The sequence below is a fragment of the Mycobacterium sp. E3251 genome, assembly GCF_001666835.1.
Classification (GTDB): domain Bacteria; phylum Actinomycetota; class Actinomycetes; order Mycobacteriales; family Mycobacteriaceae; genus Mycobacterium.
This window is the reverse complement of record NZ_LZJF01000011.1, coordinates 79904-101354: the sequence shown is the minus strand read 5'-3', so window position 1 is coordinate 101354 and position 21451 is coordinate 79904. Positions and strand designations below refer to the sequence as shown.

At 63.8% G+C, this 21451-nt stretch carries 20 protein-coding genes; 7 read left to right on the top strand and 13 right to left on the bottom strand.

Annotation, left to right across the window (positions count from 1 at the left end; genetic code table 11):
* The first annotated feature begins 2165 nt into the window (after positions 1 to 2165).
* From A5697_RS01465 to A5697_RS01445, 5 genes are all read left to right on the top strand, one after another.
* Positions 2166 to 4439, top strand: a complete 2274-nt coding sequence (locus A5697_RS01465) for a LuxR C-terminal-related transcriptional regulator (protein WP_068007336.1) — start codon at positions 2166 to 2168, stop codon at positions 4437 to 4439.
* Positions 4440 to 4616: 177 nt separating this feature from the next.
* Positions 4617 to 5855 carry a thiolase family protein gene (locus tag A5697_RS01460; RefSeq protein WP_068007352.1) on the top strand — a complete coding sequence of 413 codons (1239 nt, stop codon included), beginning with the start codon at positions 4617 to 4619 and terminating at the stop codon, positions 5853 to 5855.
* 469 nt (positions 5856 to 6324) lie between these two features.
* The gene (locus tag A5697_RS01455; RefSeq protein ID WP_082953191.1) at positions 6325 to 6834 is read left to right on the top strand and encodes a YkgB family protein; all 510 of its coding nucleotides are present in this window, start codon (positions 6325 to 6327) and stop codon (positions 6832 to 6834) included.
* Positions 6835 to 6942: 108 nt separating this feature from the next.
* Positions 6943 to 8340, top strand: coding sequence for a dihydrolipoyl dehydrogenase (gene lpdA, locus A5697_RS01450; protein ID WP_231971940.1), 1398 nt, complete (start codon positions 6943 to 6945; stop codon positions 8338 to 8340).
* Between the two features lie 79 nt (positions 8341 to 8419).
* Positions 8420 to 9385 carry an NAD(P)/FAD-dependent oxidoreductase gene (locus A5697_RS01445; protein ID WP_068007330.1) on the top strand — a complete coding sequence of 322 codons (966 nt, stop codon included), beginning with the start codon at positions 8420 to 8422 and terminating at the stop codon, positions 9383 to 9385.
* 70 nt (positions 9386 to 9455) lie between these two features.
* Here the strand turns inward: A5697_RS01445 and A5697_RS26840 are convergent, their stop codons facing one another.
* The 11 genes from A5697_RS26840 to A5697_RS01400 all read right to left on the bottom strand — a co-directional run bounded on the left by A5697_RS26840 (position 9456) and on the right by A5697_RS01400 (position 17987).
* Entirely contained in the window at positions 9456 to 9863 is a 408-nt protein-coding gene (locus A5697_RS26840; protein WP_082953190.1) for a four-helix bundle copper-binding protein, read from the bottom strand.
* A 234-nt stretch (positions 9864 to 10097) separates the two neighbouring features.
* On the bottom strand, positions 10098 to 10610 hold the full coding sequence (locus A5697_RS01440) for a DUF421 domain-containing protein (protein ID WP_068007329.1): 513 nt from the start codon (positions 10608 to 10610) through the stop codon (positions 10098 to 10100).
* A 53-nt stretch (positions 10611 to 10663) separates the two neighbouring features.
* Positions 10664 to 11092 carry a Rid family hydrolase gene (locus A5697_RS01435; RefSeq protein ID WP_068007326.1) on the bottom strand — a complete coding sequence of 143 codons (429 nt, stop codon included), beginning with the start codon at positions 11090 to 11092 and terminating at the stop codon, positions 10664 to 10666.
* A gap of 232 nt (positions 11093 to 11324) precedes the next feature.
* Complete coding sequence (locus A5697_RS01430; protein ID WP_068007323.1) at positions 11325 to 11975, bottom strand: RraA family protein; 651 nt, start codon at positions 11973 to 11975, stop codon at positions 11325 to 11327.
* Positions 11975 to 12247: a DUF6510 family protein gene (locus A5697_RS01425; RefSeq protein WP_068007320.1), complete on the bottom strand. Its 273-nt coding sequence runs from the start codon at positions 12245 to 12247 to the stop codon at positions 11975 to 11977. The genes A5697_RS01430 and A5697_RS01425 overlap by 1 nt, the downstream gene beginning before the upstream one ends.
* Positions 12248 to 12265: 18 nt before the next feature.
* Positions 12266 to 13006 carry a ferredoxin reductase gene (locus tag A5697_RS01420; RefSeq protein ID WP_068007317.1) on the bottom strand — a complete coding sequence of 247 codons (741 nt, stop codon included), beginning with the start codon at positions 13004 to 13006 and terminating at the stop codon, positions 12266 to 12268.
* Positions 13007 to 13014: 8 nt separating this feature from the next.
* Positions 13015 to 13614 carry a sulfite oxidase-like oxidoreductase gene (locus A5697_RS01415; RefSeq protein ID WP_068007315.1) on the bottom strand — a complete coding sequence of 200 codons (600 nt, stop codon included), beginning with the start codon at positions 13612 to 13614 and terminating at the stop codon, positions 13015 to 13017.
* 205 nt (positions 13615 to 13819) lie between these two features.
* Entirely contained in the window at positions 13820 to 15187 is a 1368-nt protein-coding gene (locus tag A5697_RS01410; RefSeq protein ID WP_068007313.1) for an NAD(P)/FAD-dependent oxidoreductase, read from the bottom strand.
* A 242-nt stretch (positions 15188 to 15429) separates the two neighbouring features.
* Positions 15430 to 16017 (bottom strand): DM13 domain-containing protein, encoded by a 588-nt coding sequence (locus A5697_RS28695; RefSeq protein WP_082953189.1) that lies wholly within the window; start codon positions 16015 to 16017, stop codon positions 15430 to 15432.
* A gap of 50 nt (positions 16018 to 16067) precedes the next feature.
* The gene (locus tag A5697_RS01405) at positions 16068 to 17483 is read right to left on the bottom strand and encodes an NAD(P)H-quinone dehydrogenase (RefSeq protein ID WP_068007310.1); all 1416 of its coding nucleotides are present in this window, start codon (positions 17481 to 17483) and stop codon (positions 16068 to 16070) included.
* Positions 17484 to 17519: 36 nt separating this feature from the next.
* Positions 17520 to 17987: a DUF5709 domain-containing protein gene (locus tag A5697_RS01400; RefSeq protein WP_068007307.1), complete on the bottom strand. Its 468-nt coding sequence runs from the start codon at positions 17985 to 17987 to the stop codon at positions 17520 to 17522.
* 646 nt (positions 17988 to 18633) lie between these two features.
* Here A5697_RS01400 and A5697_RS26830 point away from each other — a divergent pair.
* Both A5697_RS26830 and A5697_RS01395 read left to right on the top strand, forming a co-directional pair.
* On the top strand, positions 18634 to 19449 hold the full coding sequence (locus A5697_RS26830; RefSeq protein WP_369806033.1) for a sigma-70 family RNA polymerase sigma factor: 816 nt from the start codon (positions 18634 to 18636) through the stop codon (positions 19447 to 19449).
* Between the two features lie 58 nt (positions 19450 to 19507).
* Positions 19508 to 19717 (top strand): hypothetical protein, encoded by a 210-nt coding sequence (locus A5697_RS01395; protein ID WP_068007305.1) that lies wholly within the window; start codon positions 19508 to 19510, stop codon positions 19715 to 19717.
* Positions 19718 to 19720: 3 nt separating this feature from the next.
* On the opposite strand, the gene A5697_RS27520 is transcribed toward A5697_RS01395, so the two are convergent.
* A complete protein-coding gene (locus tag A5697_RS27520) occupies positions 19721 to 19996 on the bottom strand; it encodes a hypothetical protein (RefSeq protein ID WP_156673036.1) in 276 nt (91 codons plus the stop codon).
* Between the two features lie 264 nt (positions 19997 to 20260).
* Positions 20261 to 21349 (bottom strand): transaldolase, encoded by a 1089-nt coding sequence (gene tal, locus A5697_RS01385; RefSeq protein WP_068007300.1) that lies wholly within the window; start codon positions 21347 to 21349, stop codon positions 20261 to 20263.
* Positions 21350 to 21451: the final 102 nt, after the last annotated feature.

Genomic DNA, 21451 nt, shown 5'->3' with positions numbered 1-21451 from the left:
GTGAAAACCCACGTGCACAACGCATTTACCAAACTGGGCATCACCTCCCGCGCCCAGTTGGCGCAGCTCAGGCGCGGATCTGATTGACCGAAACGTAAAATACGGGCCGCCTAGTCCTGCATCCACCGGGCCCTAAACATCAACCCTCGGGTGATGGTTTCGCGCTGCGGGCACACCGACCGTAGAAGTCGACAACTGATTACGTGCTCACCCGAGCGACGGTCGAGGCGCAGCCATAAACCGCCAGTGAGCGCACGAGGGAAAGAGCGAACAATGCTGAACGCCGCCTACGGAACGCTGGCAATGTTGTCAGCGACGTTTCGGATTGCCGGGTACGCGATGGTGTTGCGGTGAGCGGCAGCTGGCCCAGCTCGATCGACGAATCAGCAAGCCGCACTACCGATACCGATGCGCATGGACGGCGCGCGGGCAATGGTGCGCTTGCAACCATGCTCCAACGATTGCGTGTCAAACGCGCGCAAAGACGCCGTGAACAAAGGGAATTCAAAATATGGCTACAGATAACCGCGCACTCACTTTGGTAGAGGTTGTTCGCCGGCCAGATTCGGCGGCCGCTCCCGTCGGTCAACGAGCGAAAACGCTACGTCCAGCCACCCGTTTAGAAATAGTCTACGAAGCAGCCGGGGCGCGTATCGGCCTGGTACTAGACCCATCCGGCCCTAAAGATCAATCCTCGGGCGATGGTTTTGCGCGGCCCGCGCGACGACCGTAGTAGTCGACAACCGATCACGTTTTCACCCAAACCGACGGCCCAGCTAGGCCGCACACCGTGCGGGTGAGCACACAAGGGAAAGAGCGAACAATGTTGAACGCGGCGTTTGGAATACTGGCGATGGTGCCAGTGGCGTTTGGTCTCGCTGGGTACGCCATGGTGTCACGATGACCGCCGGTCATGCCACCTCGCTCGCCGAACCCGCAAGCAGGACCGTATATCTCGGTGCGCAGACATGCCGGGATTGCTGAGCGGCAACGACGATGCTTTGCCGGAATCTTCGCCCCCGAAAAACCAACACGCCCCGTAACAAGCGATGACGCCACAGACGCCGCCAACGGCATGCAGCCGTAGGCGAATGCCTGGCACACGCCACTCGCCGGCCCGCGACCGCACAGTTACCACGAGCGACGGCGTCTCGCTGTTCGTTTCTTGACTGGGATCTCACACCGGTGTCTGACCGTTCGGCGGGCTGGGGCTGCGCGAGGGCGTCCCAGCCCGCCGAATTCCATGTGCAAGGACTGAATGCGATGCCCACTTCTTTCGCCGCTGAATCCTCCTCAGGCGAGATTTCCTGGCCTGCATTGACTCTGATCGCGCCGCCCGCTGAGATCTTTCTGAGAATTGCACCTCCCCTGCACGCTGACGACCCGCGTGCACAATGCGTCGCCGGACTCGACATCCATTCCCGCACCCAATTGGCGCAGCTCATGCGCGAATCGGATTGACCAGTCGGTCAATTATCAAGGGCACTAGGTATACACCGACCCGGCCCTAAAGATCACCCGCTGGGTGATGGTGACGGGGTGTCCGCGCTGCCAACGTAGTCATTGAGCTCTGGATCGCCGCGACCGCCGCCGCTCGACCAGGCACCGGCACCGGAGCGCAACCACACAGAGGAATTGAGAAGCGACGATGAGCGCAGTGTTGGGAATATTGATGGTGATCCCAGTGGTGTTCGGTGTCGGTGGGAATGTGTGGGTGAACCGGCGCCCATGAGCACCCGAAACGTCGACGTGCCGCCCGCCGGCGCCACCACGGCGTCTCACTTTGAGACGCCCAATCACCTCATGTTGAGACGCTCACCATCCGCTCGCCGCGGTGTCATGAGTTGCGAGAGTCATCCCATCAATGGGAAAAGAAGGGAAATACGGTGAGCGGACACAGCGTGAGCGCGGCTCACGAGAAAATCCTGGAGCCGTTGGCGGCACGTGGATCCGCCAGCCCGAACGGGCACCGCCGGCGTCCGCCGAAGGTAGTCGAGGAGAACGGATCTGATTCAATAGGGTCACCGCGATTGCCGGGCAGAACGAGCCCGCCGGACCCTGCAGGGGACAACTGGGATGCCGAGACGCCAGCGCTCAGCCATGGTGCGTCAACGCCGACTTTTCCCGCCCGGCTACCGGTTTCTACGGATTCGCGGAGTTCGGATTTGACCGCCTCAGCTGGACGCGGCGACAACCGTGCCGGAGAAGCCGCCGCGCGAGCCGTTCTGCTCGCCACCAAGCTGCACGTCCCGGCCATCGGGGCCCAGCTCGTTCACCGGACCGCCCTGCTAGACGTACTGTCGGCGGGGCGCCGCCGCAAGCTGACCCTACTAAGTGCGCCGGCGGGCTGGGGCAAGACGACGGTGCTAGCACAGTGGGCCCTGGCCGCGGGCGAGGACCAGCAGTTTGGCTGGCTGTCGCTTGATCCCTCCGACAACGACCCCGTGTGGTTTTGGATGTACGTGATAGCCGCCCTGCAGAAGATGAGTCCCGGCGCGGGGAGCCGCGCGATCGAACTCCTCGCGATGGGCGCCGACCCGGTGCAGGTCGTATTGCCCACCCTGCTGAACGATCTGGACGCAATCGCCGGCCCGATGGTGCTCATTCTGGATGACTACCACCTGGTCACAAACCAAGCAGTTCATGAGCAGCTCGGATTTTTCATCAGCCGGTTGCCGACGAATCTTCACTTGGTGTTAGCCACGCGATCGGATCCTTTCCTTCCGCTAGCGCGGCTGAGAGCCAGCGGCGATCTCGCCGAAATGCGGACCGCCGATTTACGTTTCGAGGCCAGTGAGGCGGAGCAACTGCTGAACGGCGTCCTTGGGTTGGACTTGGCTCACGCAGATATTCAACTTTTGCACCGCCGCACTGAGGGGTGGGCTGCCGGCCTCTACCTTGCCGCTCTCTCGCTTGCCGGGCGCGCTGATACCCCCACGCTCATCAAGACGTTCGCGGGGGACAACCGTCATATCGTCGACTACTTGATGGCCGAGGTGCTCGACGGGCAGCCGCCGCACCTGCGCAGCTTTTTGCTACGTACGTCGATCTTGGGACGACTCAGCGGTGCGCTGTGCGACGCGGTGCTGCAAACGTCTGACGCGGCCTCGATCTTGGAGATGATCGAACGCGAAAACCTGTTTGTGGTGCCACTGGACGCGTCGCGTCACTGGTATCGCTATCACCAGCTGTTTGGAGAGTTGCTGCGCACCGAGCTGCGTCGCAGCGAGCCCGATCTGGTCGCCGATCTGCACCGGCGAGCCGCGGCCTGGTTCGAGACCGAGGGCCTCATCGATGAGGCGGTGCGCCACCTGGTCGCCGGCGGTGACATCGAGCGCAGTGCCGATCTGATCGCCGCGGACTGGGTCGACGAATTCAACGGGGGCGGCGTGTCGACCGTGTCCGGCTTGCTCGATCTGCTTCCTGAGCAGACCGTTCTACAGGATCCGCGGCTGAGCTTGGCCCGCGCCTGGATCGCCCTGAGCGCTGGGCAAGTCGATGACGCGGCCGGGTGGATCGAGGCCGTCGAAACCCGATCCGTGGCCGACACCGCAGATGCTGGCGTCATCGGCGCTCAAGTCGTCGTGTTGCGCGCAGTTCACGCGTTCAAGACAGCCGAAGTCGCGACGGCGCTTGAGACGGCCCGCCGGGCGATCACCCTCGATCTCGGCGAAGCGCCACTGGGCCGCTCAAGCGCCTACTGCATCTATGGATCCGCGCTGTACTTTTCGGGCAGCACCCACGAGGCACAAGCCGCCTTCGAGCAGGCCGTAAAGCTAGCCGAGAAGGTGGGCGATCGTCGCGCCCGCATCTATGCGTTGGGCCATCTGGCACTGATTTCGGCCGAACATGGCCGGCTCGCCGACGCCGAACGTCAGATCCGCCGCGCTTCCGGCAGCTCCCGGGACCTCGCGGATGCGGAACACCTCGTGGACGTGATGGTGTCGCTCGCCACGGCCGAGCTCCTCCGTATGCGCGGTGACGCGGCTGCAGCTGTGGCCGCCGACGTGGCCGTCATGTCGGCCCGCCAAGGTGGAGCAATCCTCGAGGTGGCCAAGGCGCTGTCGGTCAGAGCGGAGATCTTCAAGGATCACGGCGACCACCAGACCGCAAAGGCCATCCGCGAAGAGGCCGGCACCCTGGTGCGCGATTGCGCGGACGCCGGCATCGGCTCGACGATGCTCGCGTCGTCCGGGCGAAGTGCCGGCGCCGTAGTGCCTTCGCCCAATGAGGCGTGCGCGGTCGCTGAGGAGCTGACACCCAAGGAGCTCGAGGTTCTTCGCCTGCTCGCCACCCGGTTATCGCGACGTGAGATCGGTGCGCGGCTATACGTCTCGCTCAATACCGTGAAGACCCACCAGCGCGCCCTGTACCGCAAGCTCGGCGTCGAGCACCGCAGCGCAGCGGTCAGCCGGGCGCGAGAACTCGGCCTCTTGTAATTCGCCTGCCGGCATCAGTCAGATGTAGCCGGTCGCGAATCGTCGCTTCTTAGAAGCGCGTTCCGCTAATCACCCGGGCGAAAGACGTTTGGGGTGATGATGATTCACCCCACGCCGGGGCAGCCTGGTAGGGGAGCAGATGCCTGCAGCAGTTCGAGGCGGTTTAGGTGGGTGGCGATGACTGAGGCCTATGTTTTGGGAGGTGTGCGAACCCCGTTCACCCGCTATGGCGGCACACTGTCGGGCATTCGCACCGATGACTTGCTGGGTATGACGATGAAGGGCGCCTGCGACCGGCTGGGTGTGCCCCTCGGCGCCGTGGAAGACATCGTGGCGGGTTGCGTGAACCCTGCTCACGAGGGCATGGGCGACGTCGCCCGGTGGGCAGCCTTGGCTGCCGGATTTCCCGACACCGCGGCCGGGTCCACCGTGAACAGATTTTGTGGATCATCACTGAGCGCGGCGGTGACTATCAGCCACGCGATCAAGGCCGGCGACCTCGGGTTGGGTATCGCCTGTGGAGTCGAGTCGATGTCGCGGTCCGGGTGGGCGCTGATGAAGGGCGACGCCGCGTTCAGTCCCCGAGGTCCGGTTCTCATGCTTGACACCATGTGGAGCGGCGCTGGCGGACCGCCCAACCCGGTGCTGCTGGCCCGCAACGCCTACATCAGCATGATCGAGACTGCGCAGAATGTCGCCGACCGCTACTCACTGAACCGCGAGGAGATCGACGCCTTCGCAGTGCGATCCCAGCAACGCGCGAAGGCGGCCCGCGATCGAGGTCGGCTAGCCAAAGAGATTATGCCTGTGACGATCCCGGCGACGAAAAGGACGCCTGCCCGGTTGGCAGAACATGATGAGTTCATCCGCGATGACACGACCGCCGAGTTGCTGGCGGCTTTGCCGGCCCAGCCAAGCACGACCCAAATGACGGCGGGGAACTCCTCGCCTTTAAGTGATGGCGCCAGTGCCGTAGTCATCGCTTCCGGGCAGCGAGCCAGCGAACTCGGCGTCGAGCCGTTGGCCCGAGTGGTGTCCAGTGCGGTCTACGGCATCGACCCCCTCATCATGGGCGTGGCACCTGCATGGGCAATCCCGGCCGCGATCCGCCGGGCTGGGCTGTCTCCCGAGCAGATCGACGTCTGGGAGGTGCACGAGGCGTTCAGCGCCCAGGCGCTCGGCGTACTGCGGGAATTGCCAAACCAGCTGGATGGTTTCGTGGTTCCCGACGACAAGCTGACACCCAACGGCGGCGCCGTTGCGATCGGACATCCCTTCGGGGCTACGGGAACTCGCTATCTGTTGACCCTTGCGACCGAATTGCGTGAGAGAGGCGCCCGCTACGGGGTGATTGGTATCTGCATCGGCTCTGGCCAGGCCGTAGCGGTGATTTTGGAAAATATTGGCGCAGAATAGAATACGTATTGCACTGGCAAATATCCCATGGTGGGGGTTCGCGTCGCCCACCTCATCTGACACAGGCGCCCGACAGCGCAGGGAGCCGATGTCGGAAACGATCGATCTGCCGTGCCGATTGGCTGAACAGCGACACCGACGAAATCGTACGACACCGCGAGAGCCGGACATTCAGTAAGCAGCACCTCCGCAGTCCCGAGTTGTGGGACGCCACCGCCCCTTGGGCCACGACCGCCGATCGTCTTCACCCGGGTGAATCGGTTTCGCGGGTGATGCCATCTCACCCGGCCCGGCAGCAAGCTCATAATCGACACAGCGTGCGGATCCTTTCCGCGCAGGCACCGGTCTCGTTGGGCTTGTATCGCCTTGACCACTTGAGTGGACGAACACCTCAGTTCGGGGTGATGCGCGTGCAGAACCGCCGATCCTGGCGAATGGCAGGTAAATGCAATGAAAGGAGAGGGATCTCATGGCTGTGGGCGAGACCACGGAGGACAGTGGGCGGACGATTCATGTGTTACGACGGGTCGGAGCCGCACCACTCATTGCGCGCTACGGGCTGGTCGTCGTCATAGCGTGGTTCGGCGCAATGAAATTCACCTACTACGAATCCCACGGCGTTTCACCGTTAGTGGCCCACAGCCCGTTTTTGAGCTGGGTCTATCACATCATGTCGATCAGCGCGTTCGGCCGAGTACTAGGGTCAGCCGAGTTGGTGATCGCAGCGTTGCTGGCCTTGAGGCCGTGGTATCCGAAGGCTTCGGTGATCGGCGGTGTGATGGCGACAGCGTTCTTCCTTGGCACGCTCAGTTTTATGGTCAGCACGCCCGGGATCGGTGAACCTACCGCGGGTGGCTTCCCCGTCCTGTCGGCCAATGGCGAATTTCTCATGAAAGATATCGCGTTGCTGGGCTTGGCCCTGTGGCTGCTGGCGGACTCCATCAGTGCAACTCGACAACGGCAGGCACCGCCGGCCTGACTTTGCCTCGCGACCACAGCGGGCACCGGTGCACTCCCCGTTGAGAGATGAACCGACGCAGCCGCTTTACTCGTCATCACAGGAAGGCGCCGAGCGATGAGCACATCAATCCCCCGCCAGTATGACCTGGTCGTCGTGGGCGCCGGCTCGGGCGGATACGTCGCCGGCATCCGCGCGGCCCAACTCGGCATGACCGTCGCGATCATCGAAGAACGCTATTGGGGCGGGGTCTGCCTCAACACCGGATGTGTTCCGTCAAAAGCCTTGCTGCGCAACGCCGAGATCGCCTCCATCGTGACCCATCAGGCGGACGAGTTCGGCATACGTGGTGACATCCACCTCGACTACGCGCGTGCCGTGTCACGTAGCCGAGAAGTTGCCGACGCCCGGGTCCGCGGCGTCCACTTTCTGATGCGCAAAAACAAGATCACCGAAATCGACGGCCGCGGCCGCTTCAGCGGCTCACACACACTGGACGTAGAGCTACGTGACGGCGGCACGACCAGCCTCCGCTTCGACAACGCCATCATCGCCACCGGCTCTCGGGTGCGGATGCTGCCCGGGGTCACCCTCAGCGACAACATCGTGACGTATGAACAGCAGATCCTCGACGCGACAATACCCGAGTCCATCGTCATCATCGGGGCCGGCGGAATCGGCATGGAGTTTGCCTACATCCTCAACAGCTACGGTGTCGACGTCCAAATACTCGAGTACGCCGACCGTGCTCTCCCGAACGAAGACGCCGACGTGTCAAAGGAATTGACCCGACAGTACCGACGCCGCGGCATCTCCATTCACACCAACACCCGGGTGGACTCGGTGATCGACCACGGCAACAACGTCACCGTCACGCACAATGACCGCGACGGTCGCGCCACCTCAGTGGACGCTTCCCGCGCGTTCATCTGCATCGGATTTTGCCCCAACGTCGAAAATCTCGGCCTCGACAAGCTGGGTGTGCGCCTCACGACGGGTGGGGCGATCGACATCGACGACTGCATGCGCACGTCGGCTCCCCACATCTTCGCGATCGGCGACGTCACCGCCAAAGTTCAACTCGCCCACGTCGCCTCGGCCCAGGGCGTCATCGCCGCCGAAACCATCGCCGGCGCCCCGACCATGTCATTGGACTACCGCATGATGCCGCGCGTGACGTTCTGTCAACCCCAGGTCGCCAGCTTCGGCTACACCGAAGACCAGGCCCGCGCCAGCGGGTACGACATGCGGGTAGCCACTTTCCCCATGCAGGCCAGCGCCAAAGCACACGGACTTGGCGAGCGCGCGGGCTTCATCAAAATCATCGCCGACGCCGCGCACGGCGAGCTACTCGGCGCCCACCTCGTCGGCGCCGAAGTCAGCGAGCTACTCCCCGAGCTCACCGCCGCCCAACTCTGGGACCTGACCGCGACCGAGCTGGCCCGCAATGTGCACACCCACCCCACGCTCGGCGAGGGACTACAGGAATGCTTCCACGCCCTCACGGGGCACGCCATCAACCTATGACACCGCCAGCGCGGCGCGCGCAAACCACGGGCCAACCCCGCAACGCTGCCCGGCCCGCCCAACACAACACCACCGGCTGATGCGATCCGCGAGGCGGGTTCGCGATGTCATCATCGTCGGGTCAGGCCCCGCCGGCTACAGCGCGGCGATTTACACCGCGCGAGCCGGACTGGACACCCTCGTCGTGGAGGGCGAGGCACCCGGTGGTGCACTGATGGCCGCGGGGCCGGTGGACAACTACCCCGGTCTCGCTCCGCCCGTGTGCGGACCCGCGCTGGCGGCCGCGATGCGCGACCAGGCACGGCGTTTCGGCGCCGAACTTCACGCAGGCGACGCCGACCGATTCGATCTCCACGACGAGGTCAAGACCGTCGCGATACACGACGAACGGCACCACGCCCGCGCCCTCGTCCTCGCAATGGGCTCCATCAACCGGCCGCTCGATGTGCCCGGCGAGCGCGACCTCTTGGGCCACGGAGTCAGCACCAGCGCCAAACTCGACGGTGCGCAGTTCACCGGTTGCGCGGTCGCCGTCGTCGGCGGTGGCGACGCCGCGGCCGAAGAGGCGCTTTATCTTGCATCCCGGGCCCGCCACGTGACCCTCGTCCACCACCGTCCCCGGCTACGGGCATCGGCATTCGCCGTCGCTCGGCTGCGCGCCCATCCCAACGTCACGATCCTGACGTCCACTGAAGTGGTAGCCGTCCACGGCAGACACCACGTCACCGGCCTCCGGGTGCGCATCACCGATAGCCCTGCCGACGACGACATCGACAGTGCCGCGGTGTTCGTCGCCGTCGGACAGATGCCTCGCTCGGATCGATTGAAGGGGCTTCTCGACCTCGACAGCCAGGGTTACGTCCGGACGCGCGACGAGACGACCCAGACATCAGTGGACGGCGTATTCGCCGCCGGCGACCTCATCGACCGACGCTACCGCCAAGCGATCACCGCCGCCGCCAGCGGCTGCGCGGCTGCACTCGACGCTCAGCGCTGGATCACCCGATCGCAATTTCCACCGCCCGGCGGCCGACTTCCGGGCTGAAGAGCGCGTCCCCCAGGCCCCGCTCAGTCAAATCTCTTCGTGAGTGACACCGGTTGTGCACGAACGCCGTTCAGCCCAATGAAGCGAGAAGCTCGCGACACGCTTCCTCGCAGCGGCGGCACACGGCGGCGCAGATGCGGCAGTGCTCATGATGTGCTGAGTGCAGATCGCATTCGTCGCCGCAAGCCTTACAGGTGACCGCGCATGCCTCCAGCACCGCGCGGGTGATGTTTGCATCGTATTCGGTGTGACGAGACAGTACGCGGCCGGTCGTCGCGCACATGTCGGCACAGTCAAGGTTTGTGCGAACGCATTTCGTGAGGTGAGCGACCCGTTCTTCGCTCAGGTCAGAATCCGCGCACGCCGTGCAGGCTTGAGCGCACTCTATACAGGTTTCGATACATCGGATCAGTTTGGCCCTGTCGATACGACCGAGATCCCTGGGATAGGTATCCAGCATGCTGCTCACGGTGCCCATTGAACCGTTCTCCAATCTGTTTGAAACTGACATCGTCTATGGCATAAAGCCAACGCGGTTTAGTGGGTTGCCCCACTCGGTCCAGATCGACTCCCCTCGGCACCGGCTGATACGCGCGTGATTGCGGAGCGTTGGGAACCGCGACCGAATCGCCCCCATTCCGTGAGCACGTCGTAGCAGGTGATCATGGGGTGCCACCCTCGGGCAACGGGCACGGTAATCGCCGCCGGCGCATCAAACTCGAGCCCCATGCCGATCACACCCCCCATCCGTCAACAGGATGGAGATGGCACCTTTGGCTTCGAAGATCGCGAGGTGAACACGATCGGAGCTTTCGTGTCCGTGCTGTCGTAGTACAGCCTCGAGATCGGCGGCGGTCAGTCCGCATCGACGCAGGCTCCGTCGGTCGACGTGCCCGTTGCGGATCAGCACTTTCAGAGGCGGATCGATGAAACGTCGAATCCTCGGAATGAAGCGCAATCTCGCAAGTACCGCGTGGGCGGCAAGGAGGCAAATGAGCGCCACGGTTGCGTTCAGCCACGAGCTATCGCTGGCGGTAGCAGCCCGACCGACGATGGCTCCGGCGGCTACCGCTGCGATCCAGTCGAACGGCGCGAATTCGGCGAGGGTGCGGCGCTCCATGAACCGAAACAGGATCGCAGCCGTGAGGAACAGGGTCGAGGTCTTGATGGCGGCATCGACGGCACCGGGCGCGTCACCGATCAGGGCATGAAGTATTCGGTCCACGCTGCCTCCGTTTCACGGGTGAGTCGTCGACTTCGGCGGCCTGATACCGACGTCTACTTGCCGCCGAGACCGACGATGGCGACGACCTCGATCTCGATATGCTGGTTGAGTAGTGCGAGCGCCTCGACGCCCAACGCGGTCCACACCGGTGGGTTTTCGCCGAACCGCTTGCGGAACTGGTCCACCATTACCGACATGTGTTCATCACCAATGGCTTCGTCGGCGGTGGGGACGTGGTAGGAGTGGACGCTCACGACGTCGCTCCAGCTGGCGCCCGCCTCGGCGAGGGTCTTTTCGACGTTGTCGAACGCCTTGACGATCTCCTTTTCCAGGGATGTGACTGACAAGGAGAAGTCCGCCTCCCAGCCGCCTTGGCCCGAGATCTCGATGCGATCGCCGATGCGCAACGCTTGCCTGTAATGGTTACGGGTGCGGGCGATCTCGCCGTATCCGGGTGTGTCGAAAAATTCAGGCTTGGCCATAGGGTCTTCCTCTCACCATAGATTCCTGAGCCGGAGTTGTTGAGCCAGATGTGCTGTCCGAGAAGGGCGGTCGGTCCGGGGTTGGAGGTCGCCGGCTCAGATCAACGACCACTATCGGTGCGGATGGGGCGAGATGTCGTCATCCGGCTGCGTAATTCACCCGGGTGAGCGGCCGACGATGCGCGCTCGAGCAAGCCGCCCTGCGGTCATGCCCCCAATTCTTGCCGACCCCTCAGTTCTCATCGCCTCCCGGTGTGGTTGGAGTTTCGCCTCTGATGGCGGCGATGGCCGCTGCGTCCTCCGCCGCGACTTGGTTGGCGGCGCACAGGACAGCGCGCACATCGGCGGCGGGTATGACGGCGGCGCCGGAGGCGTCGGCGAAGACATAGTCGCCGGGACGGACGGTCACCCCGGCGACCACGACGGGACGGTTCACCTCGAAGGGGGTGACGGAGTCGCCGCCCCACCGCGTTGTCTCCCCTCGGCAATAGATGGCGATGTTGAAGTGTTCGAGCTCGGCGAAGTCGCGCAGCCGCCCGTCCGCGAGAATGCCTGCGAGCCGATGGTTTCTGACCCGCGATAACTTTGTCCCACCGCCCAGTGACGCGTCCGTGCAGCCATTGCTGGCCAGGACCAGCACGCGTCCTTCGGCGCCGTCTTTGATGGCGTCGTAGAACAATCTCTTGAAGTTGTAGCGCTCGGGTGGGAGCGCAGCCCGGCACGCCGGGAAGTACGAGATCGTCACGGCGGGGCCAAAAAGCTGGCGACCGGGAGTGGGGCTCACCAGGTCGAGGAGATGACACCGATGTCGGTGCAGTCGCCCCATGGCGTCCACGATGTCGGCGGTGCGCACCCGACCTGCAAGTGCGTCGAGTGACTCCATCAGTCCGCCTGGATCGGGACACGCCAGGACTCGGCGCCGCGGAAGTCCAGCCACGTATCGGTGGGCGTTTGCACAAGCCGGGCCATGACGTTTCCGCAGCACGGGCAGCGCACCACGATGCCGGGCCCGCGGTGATAGACGTGGCTCTCGGCGAAGGCCCCACTGCGACAGCATTTCCCGCAGACCAACGTCACTGCGGTGACGTCGAATCCCAGCACTTCTGCGAAGGCGCCCGCGACCGCGTTACCGTCGACGTGCGTTGGTTCGGTCATCGCTCCTCGTTTCCTTGATTAGCTGCTCGGCCCGAACCGCTCGGTTCGGATGGCGGACGGCTGGTGCCCCTGCTCGATCAGCTTCGCGGTCACCGATTCCACGAACCCCGTTGGACCGCAAACGTAGACGCGCGCAACATCGGCGGGCACCCAATCCGTCGACACGAGGTCGGCGGCGCGGACCCGGCCGGGCGGCCGGGTTGTCCGCGGCGCGGCCACCCTGGTGTAGACCACCGCGATCTGCAGCCAGTCACAGTCGCGCTCGAGCCGGCGCAGCTCTTGCGCGTAGTACACGTCCTCGGGACTGCGAACCGAATAGACCAACCGAAAGTAGGCGCTGCCCACCACTACCCGCTGTCGCAGCATGGCCATCAACGGCACGATTCCCGATCCGCCACCGACGAGCAGAACCCGATCCCCCTCGCCAGGCCGCCAGACGAACCAGCCGCCGATGGGTCCTCGAAGTTCGACCTCATCGCCGGCAACGAGCCCGGCGAGGTAGGGCGAGACTTCCCCGTCTGGAATCTGTTGCACAGTAAGCTCGATGCGCTCACCATCGGCTGGTCTGCTCAGCGAGTAGCTGCGTTGCGCGCTGTACCCGTCCTCAGCAGTCAGCTTGAGATCGACGTGCTGACCGGCCAAGTGGCCGCTCCAGCCCGGCACGGTCAGCCCGATCGTTTGCGCGGACCCGTTCTCGGGTTCAGAGTCCACGACGCGCGCGACCCGCCAGCGCAACTTCGGTTTCACCTCGAGATCCACGGCCGCCGTCAATCGCCGGCGTAGCGTTGTTCTCGCCACGGGTCGCCGTAGCTGTGATAGCCCAACCGCTCCCAGAATCCCGGCGTGTCACTGTCGCGCAGCTCGATGGATCTCACCCACTTCGCGGACTTCCAGAAATACAGGTGCGGCACCAGCAGCCGCGCCGGGCCGCCGTGCACCGCGCCGAGCGGTGCGCCCTGGTACGCGTAGACGATCCAGGCCTTGCCGCCGAGAAGGTCGCCCAAGGGAAGGTTGGTGGTGTAGCCGCCGTAGGAACCGACCAGTGCGAATCCGGCTGCAGTGTCGATCGATTCGAAAAGTGTGTCCAGAGAAACGCCTTCCCACTTGGTATTAAGCTTGGACCACGTGGTGACGCAGTGGATGTCCACGTTGAGACGCTCGCAGGGCAGGCGCTTGAACTTGGCCCAGGTCCACGAGTGTTCAGCGCCAAGCTCGTCGCGGATGGTGAATCGCCAGTCATCGAGATCGATCCGCGGAGTCGGCCCTGCTTGCAAGACAGGGAAGTCATCGGTCAGATGCTGGCCGGGCGGTAGATCGGGGGCCGACTCAGCGCGGCGTCCGCGAAATCCTTTGTTGACGATAGTCATTGGTACTCCGTGTCACTGTAGTGATCAACCCAAATAAGGCTGGGGCCGGATGTGTTGCTGGAATACGACCGCGGCGATCACGTACGGTGCCGTCGTATCGCCCCCCCAACAGTGCCGTGGGACACCGCAATCTTTTCTCCGTCGGGGAGAACAGGCGGCCAGGCGGTGTGTCTGCAGTCAGAAACAACAGTGGGGTCGTTGAATCTCATTCTGCCCCAGCCGCCTTCGGTAGTTGGGCGACTCCGCTGGCCGCAAATTGCGGGTCGGCGCCGAAAGCAAATCCCATTGACAACACGGTGCGGGCGAAGAAGACGTCGGTGAGGTATGCGAGTGCGACCGCCCAACGGTTGACGAGCCGGGGAATCGCGTAAAGATGGTAGGCGCGGGCGACAAACTTTGCGGCATAGCCCGACAGGTGCACGCCGAGCGGATTGGCGACGGCGTAGCGCGGACCCAAGTCGACCACCATACCCTGGTCGCTGTGGCGATAGTCCTTTCGCTGGCCGTAGCCGAGACTCGCCGCGACGTTGCGGGCCAGCGTCTTACCTTGTCGGGTCGCGTGCTGTGCTGTGGGCGGTGCGATCTTGCCCGGGCGGGTTAGGTCCGGAACGGCGGCGGCGTCGCCCGCGGCAAACACGTCGGGATGACCTGGCACCTGCAAATCGGCCCGTACCTTGAGCCGGCCCCGCTCGGTTTCCAATCCCAGCGTGGCGATCAACGGTGACGGGCTCACGCCGGCCACCCACGCTACCGTATAAGCGTCGATGCGCGAACCATCGATGAGCACAACATGATCGGCGTGAACTTCCCTGAGCGTCATGCCCAACCGCACGTCGATTCCGCGAGAGCGCAGCACACGCATCGCAGCGTCGCCGAGCTTCTGCCCCAGCTCGGGCATGACCTGGTTGGCCAAGTCCACCAGCACAAACCGCACCGAGGCCCGATCAAAGCCCATCTGCTTCGCCGCCGCGTCGGCGAGCGCCCGCAGCTGCGCCGTCAATTCGGAACCGGAATACGACGCACCGACAACGACAATCGTGCGTCGCGCGGCCGCGCGCTCCTCGTTTTCGTCGACGCAAGCCAGTTCCAACTGCTCGATCACCCGATCACGCAGATACAGCGCCTCGGCCGTCGACTTCAGTCCGTGCGCGTATTCGGCCAAACCGGGTGTATCGAAAACGCGGGTCACCGAGCCTGGTGTCAAGACCAGCCGATCCCACGACAGCGTCCCTACCTGGCCCTCCGGATCGGTGAACGACAGCATATGCCGATCGACGTCAACGCTATCGACCTGGCCGCGCACCGCCCGCACGCCCTTGAGCGTTCCGGCCAGTGGAACACAGACAAACCGTGGGTCGACGAGTCCACCGGCCACATCCGCGAGCAAAGGCGTGTACTGCAGGTAATCGACCGGCGAAACAATGGTCACCGTCACATCAGAGGCACCCGCCCTGTCTAGCCGCCGGACCAGTCGGCGCGCGCACTCGAAACCGGCGAACCCGCTGCCAACGATCACAACCGAGGTGGTCGGTTGCGCCTTCTGCCGTTGACGGTGAACTGGGACCGCCTCCATATCTCTTCTCCTGTTTGGTATTCGGGTATCCACCTGGTGCCGGGGATCGATCGCATGAGGTCGTGCTGTTCCTTGGCGGGCCATTGAGTCCTCGACTGCGGCGTGGTAAACGGCTGTGGAGATCTCCAGCACGAGCATCGCCCGGGCCCGGGCCTTCTGTCATCACTCTTCAGCACAGTTCACCCGGGTGATTTCGCTCAAGTTGCGATCTGTTGCATCGAATGCATTGAGTGACGCCCGCTTCAAGTGATTCTCCGCGGCGCCCTGCCGTGCGGTGAATCGTGCGCTCGCGGCACAGGATCCGCGGCCCGAAGGTTGCGGCGACCGCCACCAGGGCCGAGAGACTCGTCGGACCCGGGGTGTAATTGCGCCGCGCCGAAGGGCACACGGAAGCGCTCGCACCACAGGATTACACTGCTGAGCGCGTCCGCGTCGGCGTCGGCGTCGTTGGGCACGGCGTAACCGGCGTTACCTCGGTTGGCACGCAGGCGACCGAGGTCTATGTGAGTGCCGTGTGCAAACTTTCGCCACGGGAAACACGCATGGTCGACGGGTGCGTCGCTGAGCCATACGCGCAATCCGGGTCCAAAAGTGGTGTGCAGATTCTCCAGCCGCAGAATTTGTGCCCCGTCAGCCAGGATTACGAGGCGCGCAACACCACTGGTTCGATGGATGCGACCGGTAAATTCTCCACAGCGGGTGGTCTGCACTCCAGGCGGCAGACTTTCATCGGCGGTGATCCTGATCAACAACTTCCACGGTTGCAGCCACCACAGGGCCACCGGCACTCCGACGACGGCAATCGCTAGTCGGGCGACGCGATGCGGCATCAGCAATTCCCGGAACCACCGAGCCCTCGTCGGCCGAACTGGTTCGTGCATCAGTTCAGATCGTCGTGGGCTATGAGCCGGCGCGCCGCCTCGGTGATCGAGCCGGAGAGCGACGGATAGATCGCAAGCGTCCGCGCCAAATCGTCGACTGTGATCCGGTTTTGAACAGCCATCGCGATCGGCAATATCAATTCCGAAGCGATCGGCGCGACCACCACGCCCCCGATTATCACGCCGCTGTCCCGCCGGCAAAATAGTTTGACGAAGCCCTGACGCAGCTCCGACATTTTCGCTCGCGCATTGAATTTCAACGGGAGCATGATGCTGCGGGCCTGAATCGAGCCGTCGTCGATCGCGGTCTGCGAGACGCCGACCGTCGCGACTTCCGGGTGGGTGAATACCGTCGCCGCAACGGTGCCCAGCCGCAACGGATTAACGGCGTCACCAAGCGCGTGATACATCGCGATCCGGCCCTGCATGGCGGCAACCGAGGCTAACGGCAGCACACCAGTGCAGTCCCCCGCAGCGTAAATGCCCGCGACCGATGTCCGCGACACCCGGTCGACGGCAATGTAATTGCTGGGGCCGAGTTCGATGCCCACGCGCTGTAAACCCAGCCGGCCGGTGTTGGGCACCGACCCAAGTGTCATCAACGCGTGGCTGCCCTCTACGGTGCGGCCGTCAGTCATTGTCAGTAGCACCCCGTCGCCGGTGCGCGTCACGGATTGTGCCCGCGCCTGTTTTATCAGTTTGACCCCGCGTTGGGCGAACGATTCCTCGAGCACCTGCGCGGCGTCGACGTCCTCGTATGGCAACACCCGGTCGCGGCTGGCTACCACCGTTACGGTCACGCCCAGTTCGGTGTAGGCGTTGGCGAATTCGGTACCGGTCACGCCGCATCCCACCACGATCAGGTGGTCGGGCAACGAGTCCAGGTCGTAGAGCTGGCGCCAGGTCAGGATGCGCTCGCCGTCGGGGCGTGCCGACGGCAGGACCCGGGGGCTCGCGCCGGTGGCGATCAACACCACGTCGGCATCGCGGATCGTGGTGCTGCCGTCGCGCGCGCTCACCTTGACGCGGTGCCGCGCCAGACCGGGAGCCGCATCAACCAGCTCGCCGCGGCCCACGATCAACTCGACACCCATGCTCAGCAGCTGGGCGGTGATATCCACCGATTGCTCGGTAGCGAGCGTCTTGATCCGCTGGTGGATTGCCGCCAAACAGATCTTGGCGTCGTCAATGTGGATGTCGAAACCCAGGCGGGTTGCCCGTCGCAGTTCAGTGCGCAGCCCCGTGGAGGCAATAAAGGTCTTCGATGGCACGCAGTCGCACAGCACCGCGGCGCCGCCCACCCCGTCGGAATCGACGACGGTTACGCGGGCTACGGCCGGGTCTCGTGCAGCCGCAACCAATGCCGCCTCGTAGCCGGCCGGGCCGCCGCCGAGGATCACAACGCGGGTCACCACAGCTCAAATTTCACCGACGGGCCGGACGACGGGTCATTAGAGACGCCATTCCCGACCGGCGCTGGTGTCTTCGTCGTCGATGATATGCATGGCGGCCTCCTCAGCCGAGGCAGCGCCGCCGTCAATACCGACGTCGTGGGCAAGGTAATCCGCACCAGGATCCGTGGGGTCGACGTCGAACGCGACGAGGCGACCAGCGCGCATATCGCCGACCTGATCGTCGATTGGCTCCCCATCGCTATCGGCGCTATCACCGATTCCGTCGCCATCCCACTGATCGGTCACGTCGGGCACCTCACGGGCCAGTCGGCGCGCCAGGCTTTCATGGGTCCGCGCTTCCCTCGCGGTGAGACCCCACGCCCGCAGTTCACGGGGCCGTTCCGGGGGTGAGTAGCCCTCGTCGAGGTCGATGCCAGTCTGTTCTGAGTCCAGGCTTTCTTCTGGTTCGAGCAGATGGGCCTGCACATCGTCGAATTCAGAAATCCCCATCAGTGCCCTCTCCATCCGTATCTGCCAGGTCTTATGGTCTTATTTGCGCTGGCGGGTCCGCTGCTGCGCTGAGACAACGGCATACACCTGCGCAGCTGAAGATGTTCTGATCATGACGCGCAGAGGGGTGAACTGTCGTCGCCCACGTTCGTTACTCACCCGGGTGATAGATAACAATCGTCAAAACCGGCGGAGCGGGTCGGCAAGTTCACCGCAGCAGTCGATGCACGACCTGGTTGGTGTTGAGTTTGTGGATGGCGTTCACGACCACGTGCCGCTCACCCGGATGAATTGCCGGGTCGGGTGATGACCACTCACCCCGCGGCGGTGGACCCTGGCACCGGAATGACAACCGGAGGTGTTGTGGACGCAAGAAAGTGCCGTACCCGTCGCCAGGGCCGCGTGATTCGGGGATCGGCCATGGAAGAAACGCGCCTGCACGCAGTCGCGGCCAAGGCAGCGCTCGTACAGCGGCCGGAAGAAGACGATGCACTGACCGGCGCCGCCGCATCCAGACGCTCGCGCTTTTGGTCCTCGCGTTCCTCGGGTTCCGGGACCGTTCCCCCGCACCGGTCCGCCGCGGCCTGGTCCGCCCTGATTCGGGCAAGCGATAGCCAGTCTATAAGCCTGCCAATGCTTTTCGCGATGGAAGGGAAGTAGCGTGGGCCGCGTACGCGCCGAATGGGCAACGGCGCCAGACGTCCCGCTGACCGCTCAATTTGAAAGCGCCGTCATCCCGCTCCTTGAACCTCTGTATCGGCAAGCTCTCCGGATGACCTCCAATCGAGTGGACGCGGAGGATCTGGTGCAAGATACAATGCTCAACGCTTATATCGGTTTCCGGGCATTCGAGCCAGGCACAAACGTCGAAGCATGGCTGCGGCGGATCATGACCAACACCCATATCAACGGCTATAGGAGGCAAAAGCGCCGTCCCGCCCAGCATCTGAGTGGTGAGATCACCGATCGACAACTTGCGGCCAGTGCCCCACGTACGCCAGGGGGCCTACGGTCGGCCGAAGACCAGGCGCTGGAACTGCTGCCAGACCGCGACCTCAAGGCGGCAATGATGGGGCTGCCCGAGCAGTTTCGCATCGTCGTGTATTTTGCTGACATTGCCGGGTACTCCTATAAGGAGATCGCCGCTATGACGGACACCCAGCAAGGGACCGTAAGTTCGAGGCTGAACCGCGGACGAAAACAGTTGCGCGAATTACTATTCGACTCCGCAGTCGACCATGCGCCCAGAATGACCGACACCGCGTCAGTCAGAGGCAACCAACAGCATCCGGCAGGCGCTGACCACGATGGTTCTGGGGCGGCATCGTGCGTGAAAGGCAAGGCTGATCCTGCACGTTCGGTACATGGTCCCCCCGGGGCGCTGACAGCCGTCTGCACGGACCCGCGTCGGGAAGGATCCGGGCATGGGCGTCGAGTTCATGTGATCGGCCGGGAGAGCAAGAGACGTGATGAATAAAGCGAGAGCTCAGTGCGCGCATAGGGTTACACCGCCGTCGCCTCTGAGCATCGGCCTGATGCTACCGGCACCGGAACATCTGGCGTTTTATGCCGGCGTCGGTGCGATGGCCCTGTTCGGGATCATTGAATTGCCCGTCGTCGCTGCATTGGTGGTGGGTCACACGCTTGTCAATGCTCAGCACAACAAGGTCCTTCAATCACTTGGCGAGGCATTGGAAGAAGCCAAGCTGCAGTGGATTACGAGCCGGCGGTGGCACTTTTCATGAACCTCACATTCGCAGGATCAAAACAGCGACCACGCCGGTGATGAACCCGAATAACAGGTGAAGTCCGAGCCCGACCGGCACCGGATTCACCATCGCGACCCCTCGTGCACCGAGGTGAATCGTGCCGATGCCGACGTAGTTTATCAGCCAGAGCGCCACGCCCGCCGCCAGACCGGTCGCGAGGTATGCATGCGTGAGATCCTGCGCGAGAAGGACGATGGCGATGCCAAATACGGCCGAGAGCAGGATGTGGAGGGCTACGCCGACGAGGGTGGCCACTCCAAACAACCTAGTGTCTGCGCGCCTTGGGCCCAGAATGAGGCCGCCGATGCTGTTGGGCAGCGCCCACAAACCCCGCCCACTCGCCGCACCGTAGGCCATGCCTAGCGCGGCGATTGCGAGTCCGCCGACAATGCCACCGATAGCGCCGGCGACGCAGCCGCTCACAGTTCCTCCTTGTTGTTCGACCGAGTCTTCGACCTACTCGAAGTGGACATCTGATCGGTCTCCTAGATGAGTGACAGTTACAGAGCCACACAGTATTCAGCGTTGAAGCGTCCGCGACCAGGACGCCGCGAATTTGGACACCCCGTCGTGTTCAAGTACAGCGAACACATTCGGCAGATCGACACCGACCGCCGTCAGTCGGTCGAACACTTCGCGCGCGTGCACCGCCTGGCCCGCCATGGTTTCACCGGCGATGACGCCGTGGTCGGCCACCGCCTCCAGCGTCGGTTCAGGAATGGTGCTGACCGTGTTTGGTGCCACGAGTTCCGTGACGTACATCGTGTCGGGGTAAGCAGTGTTTTTTACACCGGTGGAGGCCCACAACGGCCGTTGCACGCGAGCACCCGCAGCGCGCAGCGCGGCGAAGCGAGGCTCGGCTTCGAAGACCTGCAGGTACGCCGCGTAGGCCAATCGCGCGTTGGCGATGCCCGCCCGTCCTCGTAGCCCGAGCGCCTCATCGGTGCCGATCGCCTCGAGTCGCTTGTCGACTTCGGTGTCCACTCTGGATACGAACAGTGATGCCACAGAGTGGATTTGGGATACATCAATGCCCGCCTGACTGGCGGCTTCGACACCGGCCAGATAGGCGTTCATCACCGCTCGAAGCCGTTGGACAGAAAAGATCAGCGTGACGTTCACTGAGACACCGTTGGCCAGCGCGGCGGTGATCGCCGGCAGCCCCGCTGTGGTCGCCGGTATTTTGATGAACACGTTGGGCCGGTCGACGACCTTGGCCAGCTCGACGGCCTGCGTGACTGTTGCATCGGTGTCGTTCGCCAGCGACGGGTCGACCTCAATCGAAACTCGCCCGTCGATGCCGTCGGAGGTCTCCCACTGCGGGCGGAGCACATCGCAGGCCGCCCGGACGTCGTCGGTGATGGCCGTGCGGACTGCGGTATCGATATCGGTACCGCGGCCCGTGAGCTCGGCGATCTGGCCATCGTAGGCGCGGCCGTGTGTCAGTGCGCGCTCAAAGGTGGACGGGTTAGTGGTCACGCCGACAACGCTTCTCGTGTCGATCAACTGCCGCAGCTTGCCGGACTGCAGCAGGTTGCGCGACAAGTCGTCCAGCCAAACCGATACCCCCGCCTTTGATAGGGCAGCCAGATTCGGGTTCTGAGTCATCCCGTCACCGCCGCGCGCCGGGGGCCGAGTCGCGGTAGAACCCATCCCAGACCACATACGGCCCGGTAGAGCACCAACGGCGCGTACGCACTCAGCAGCACC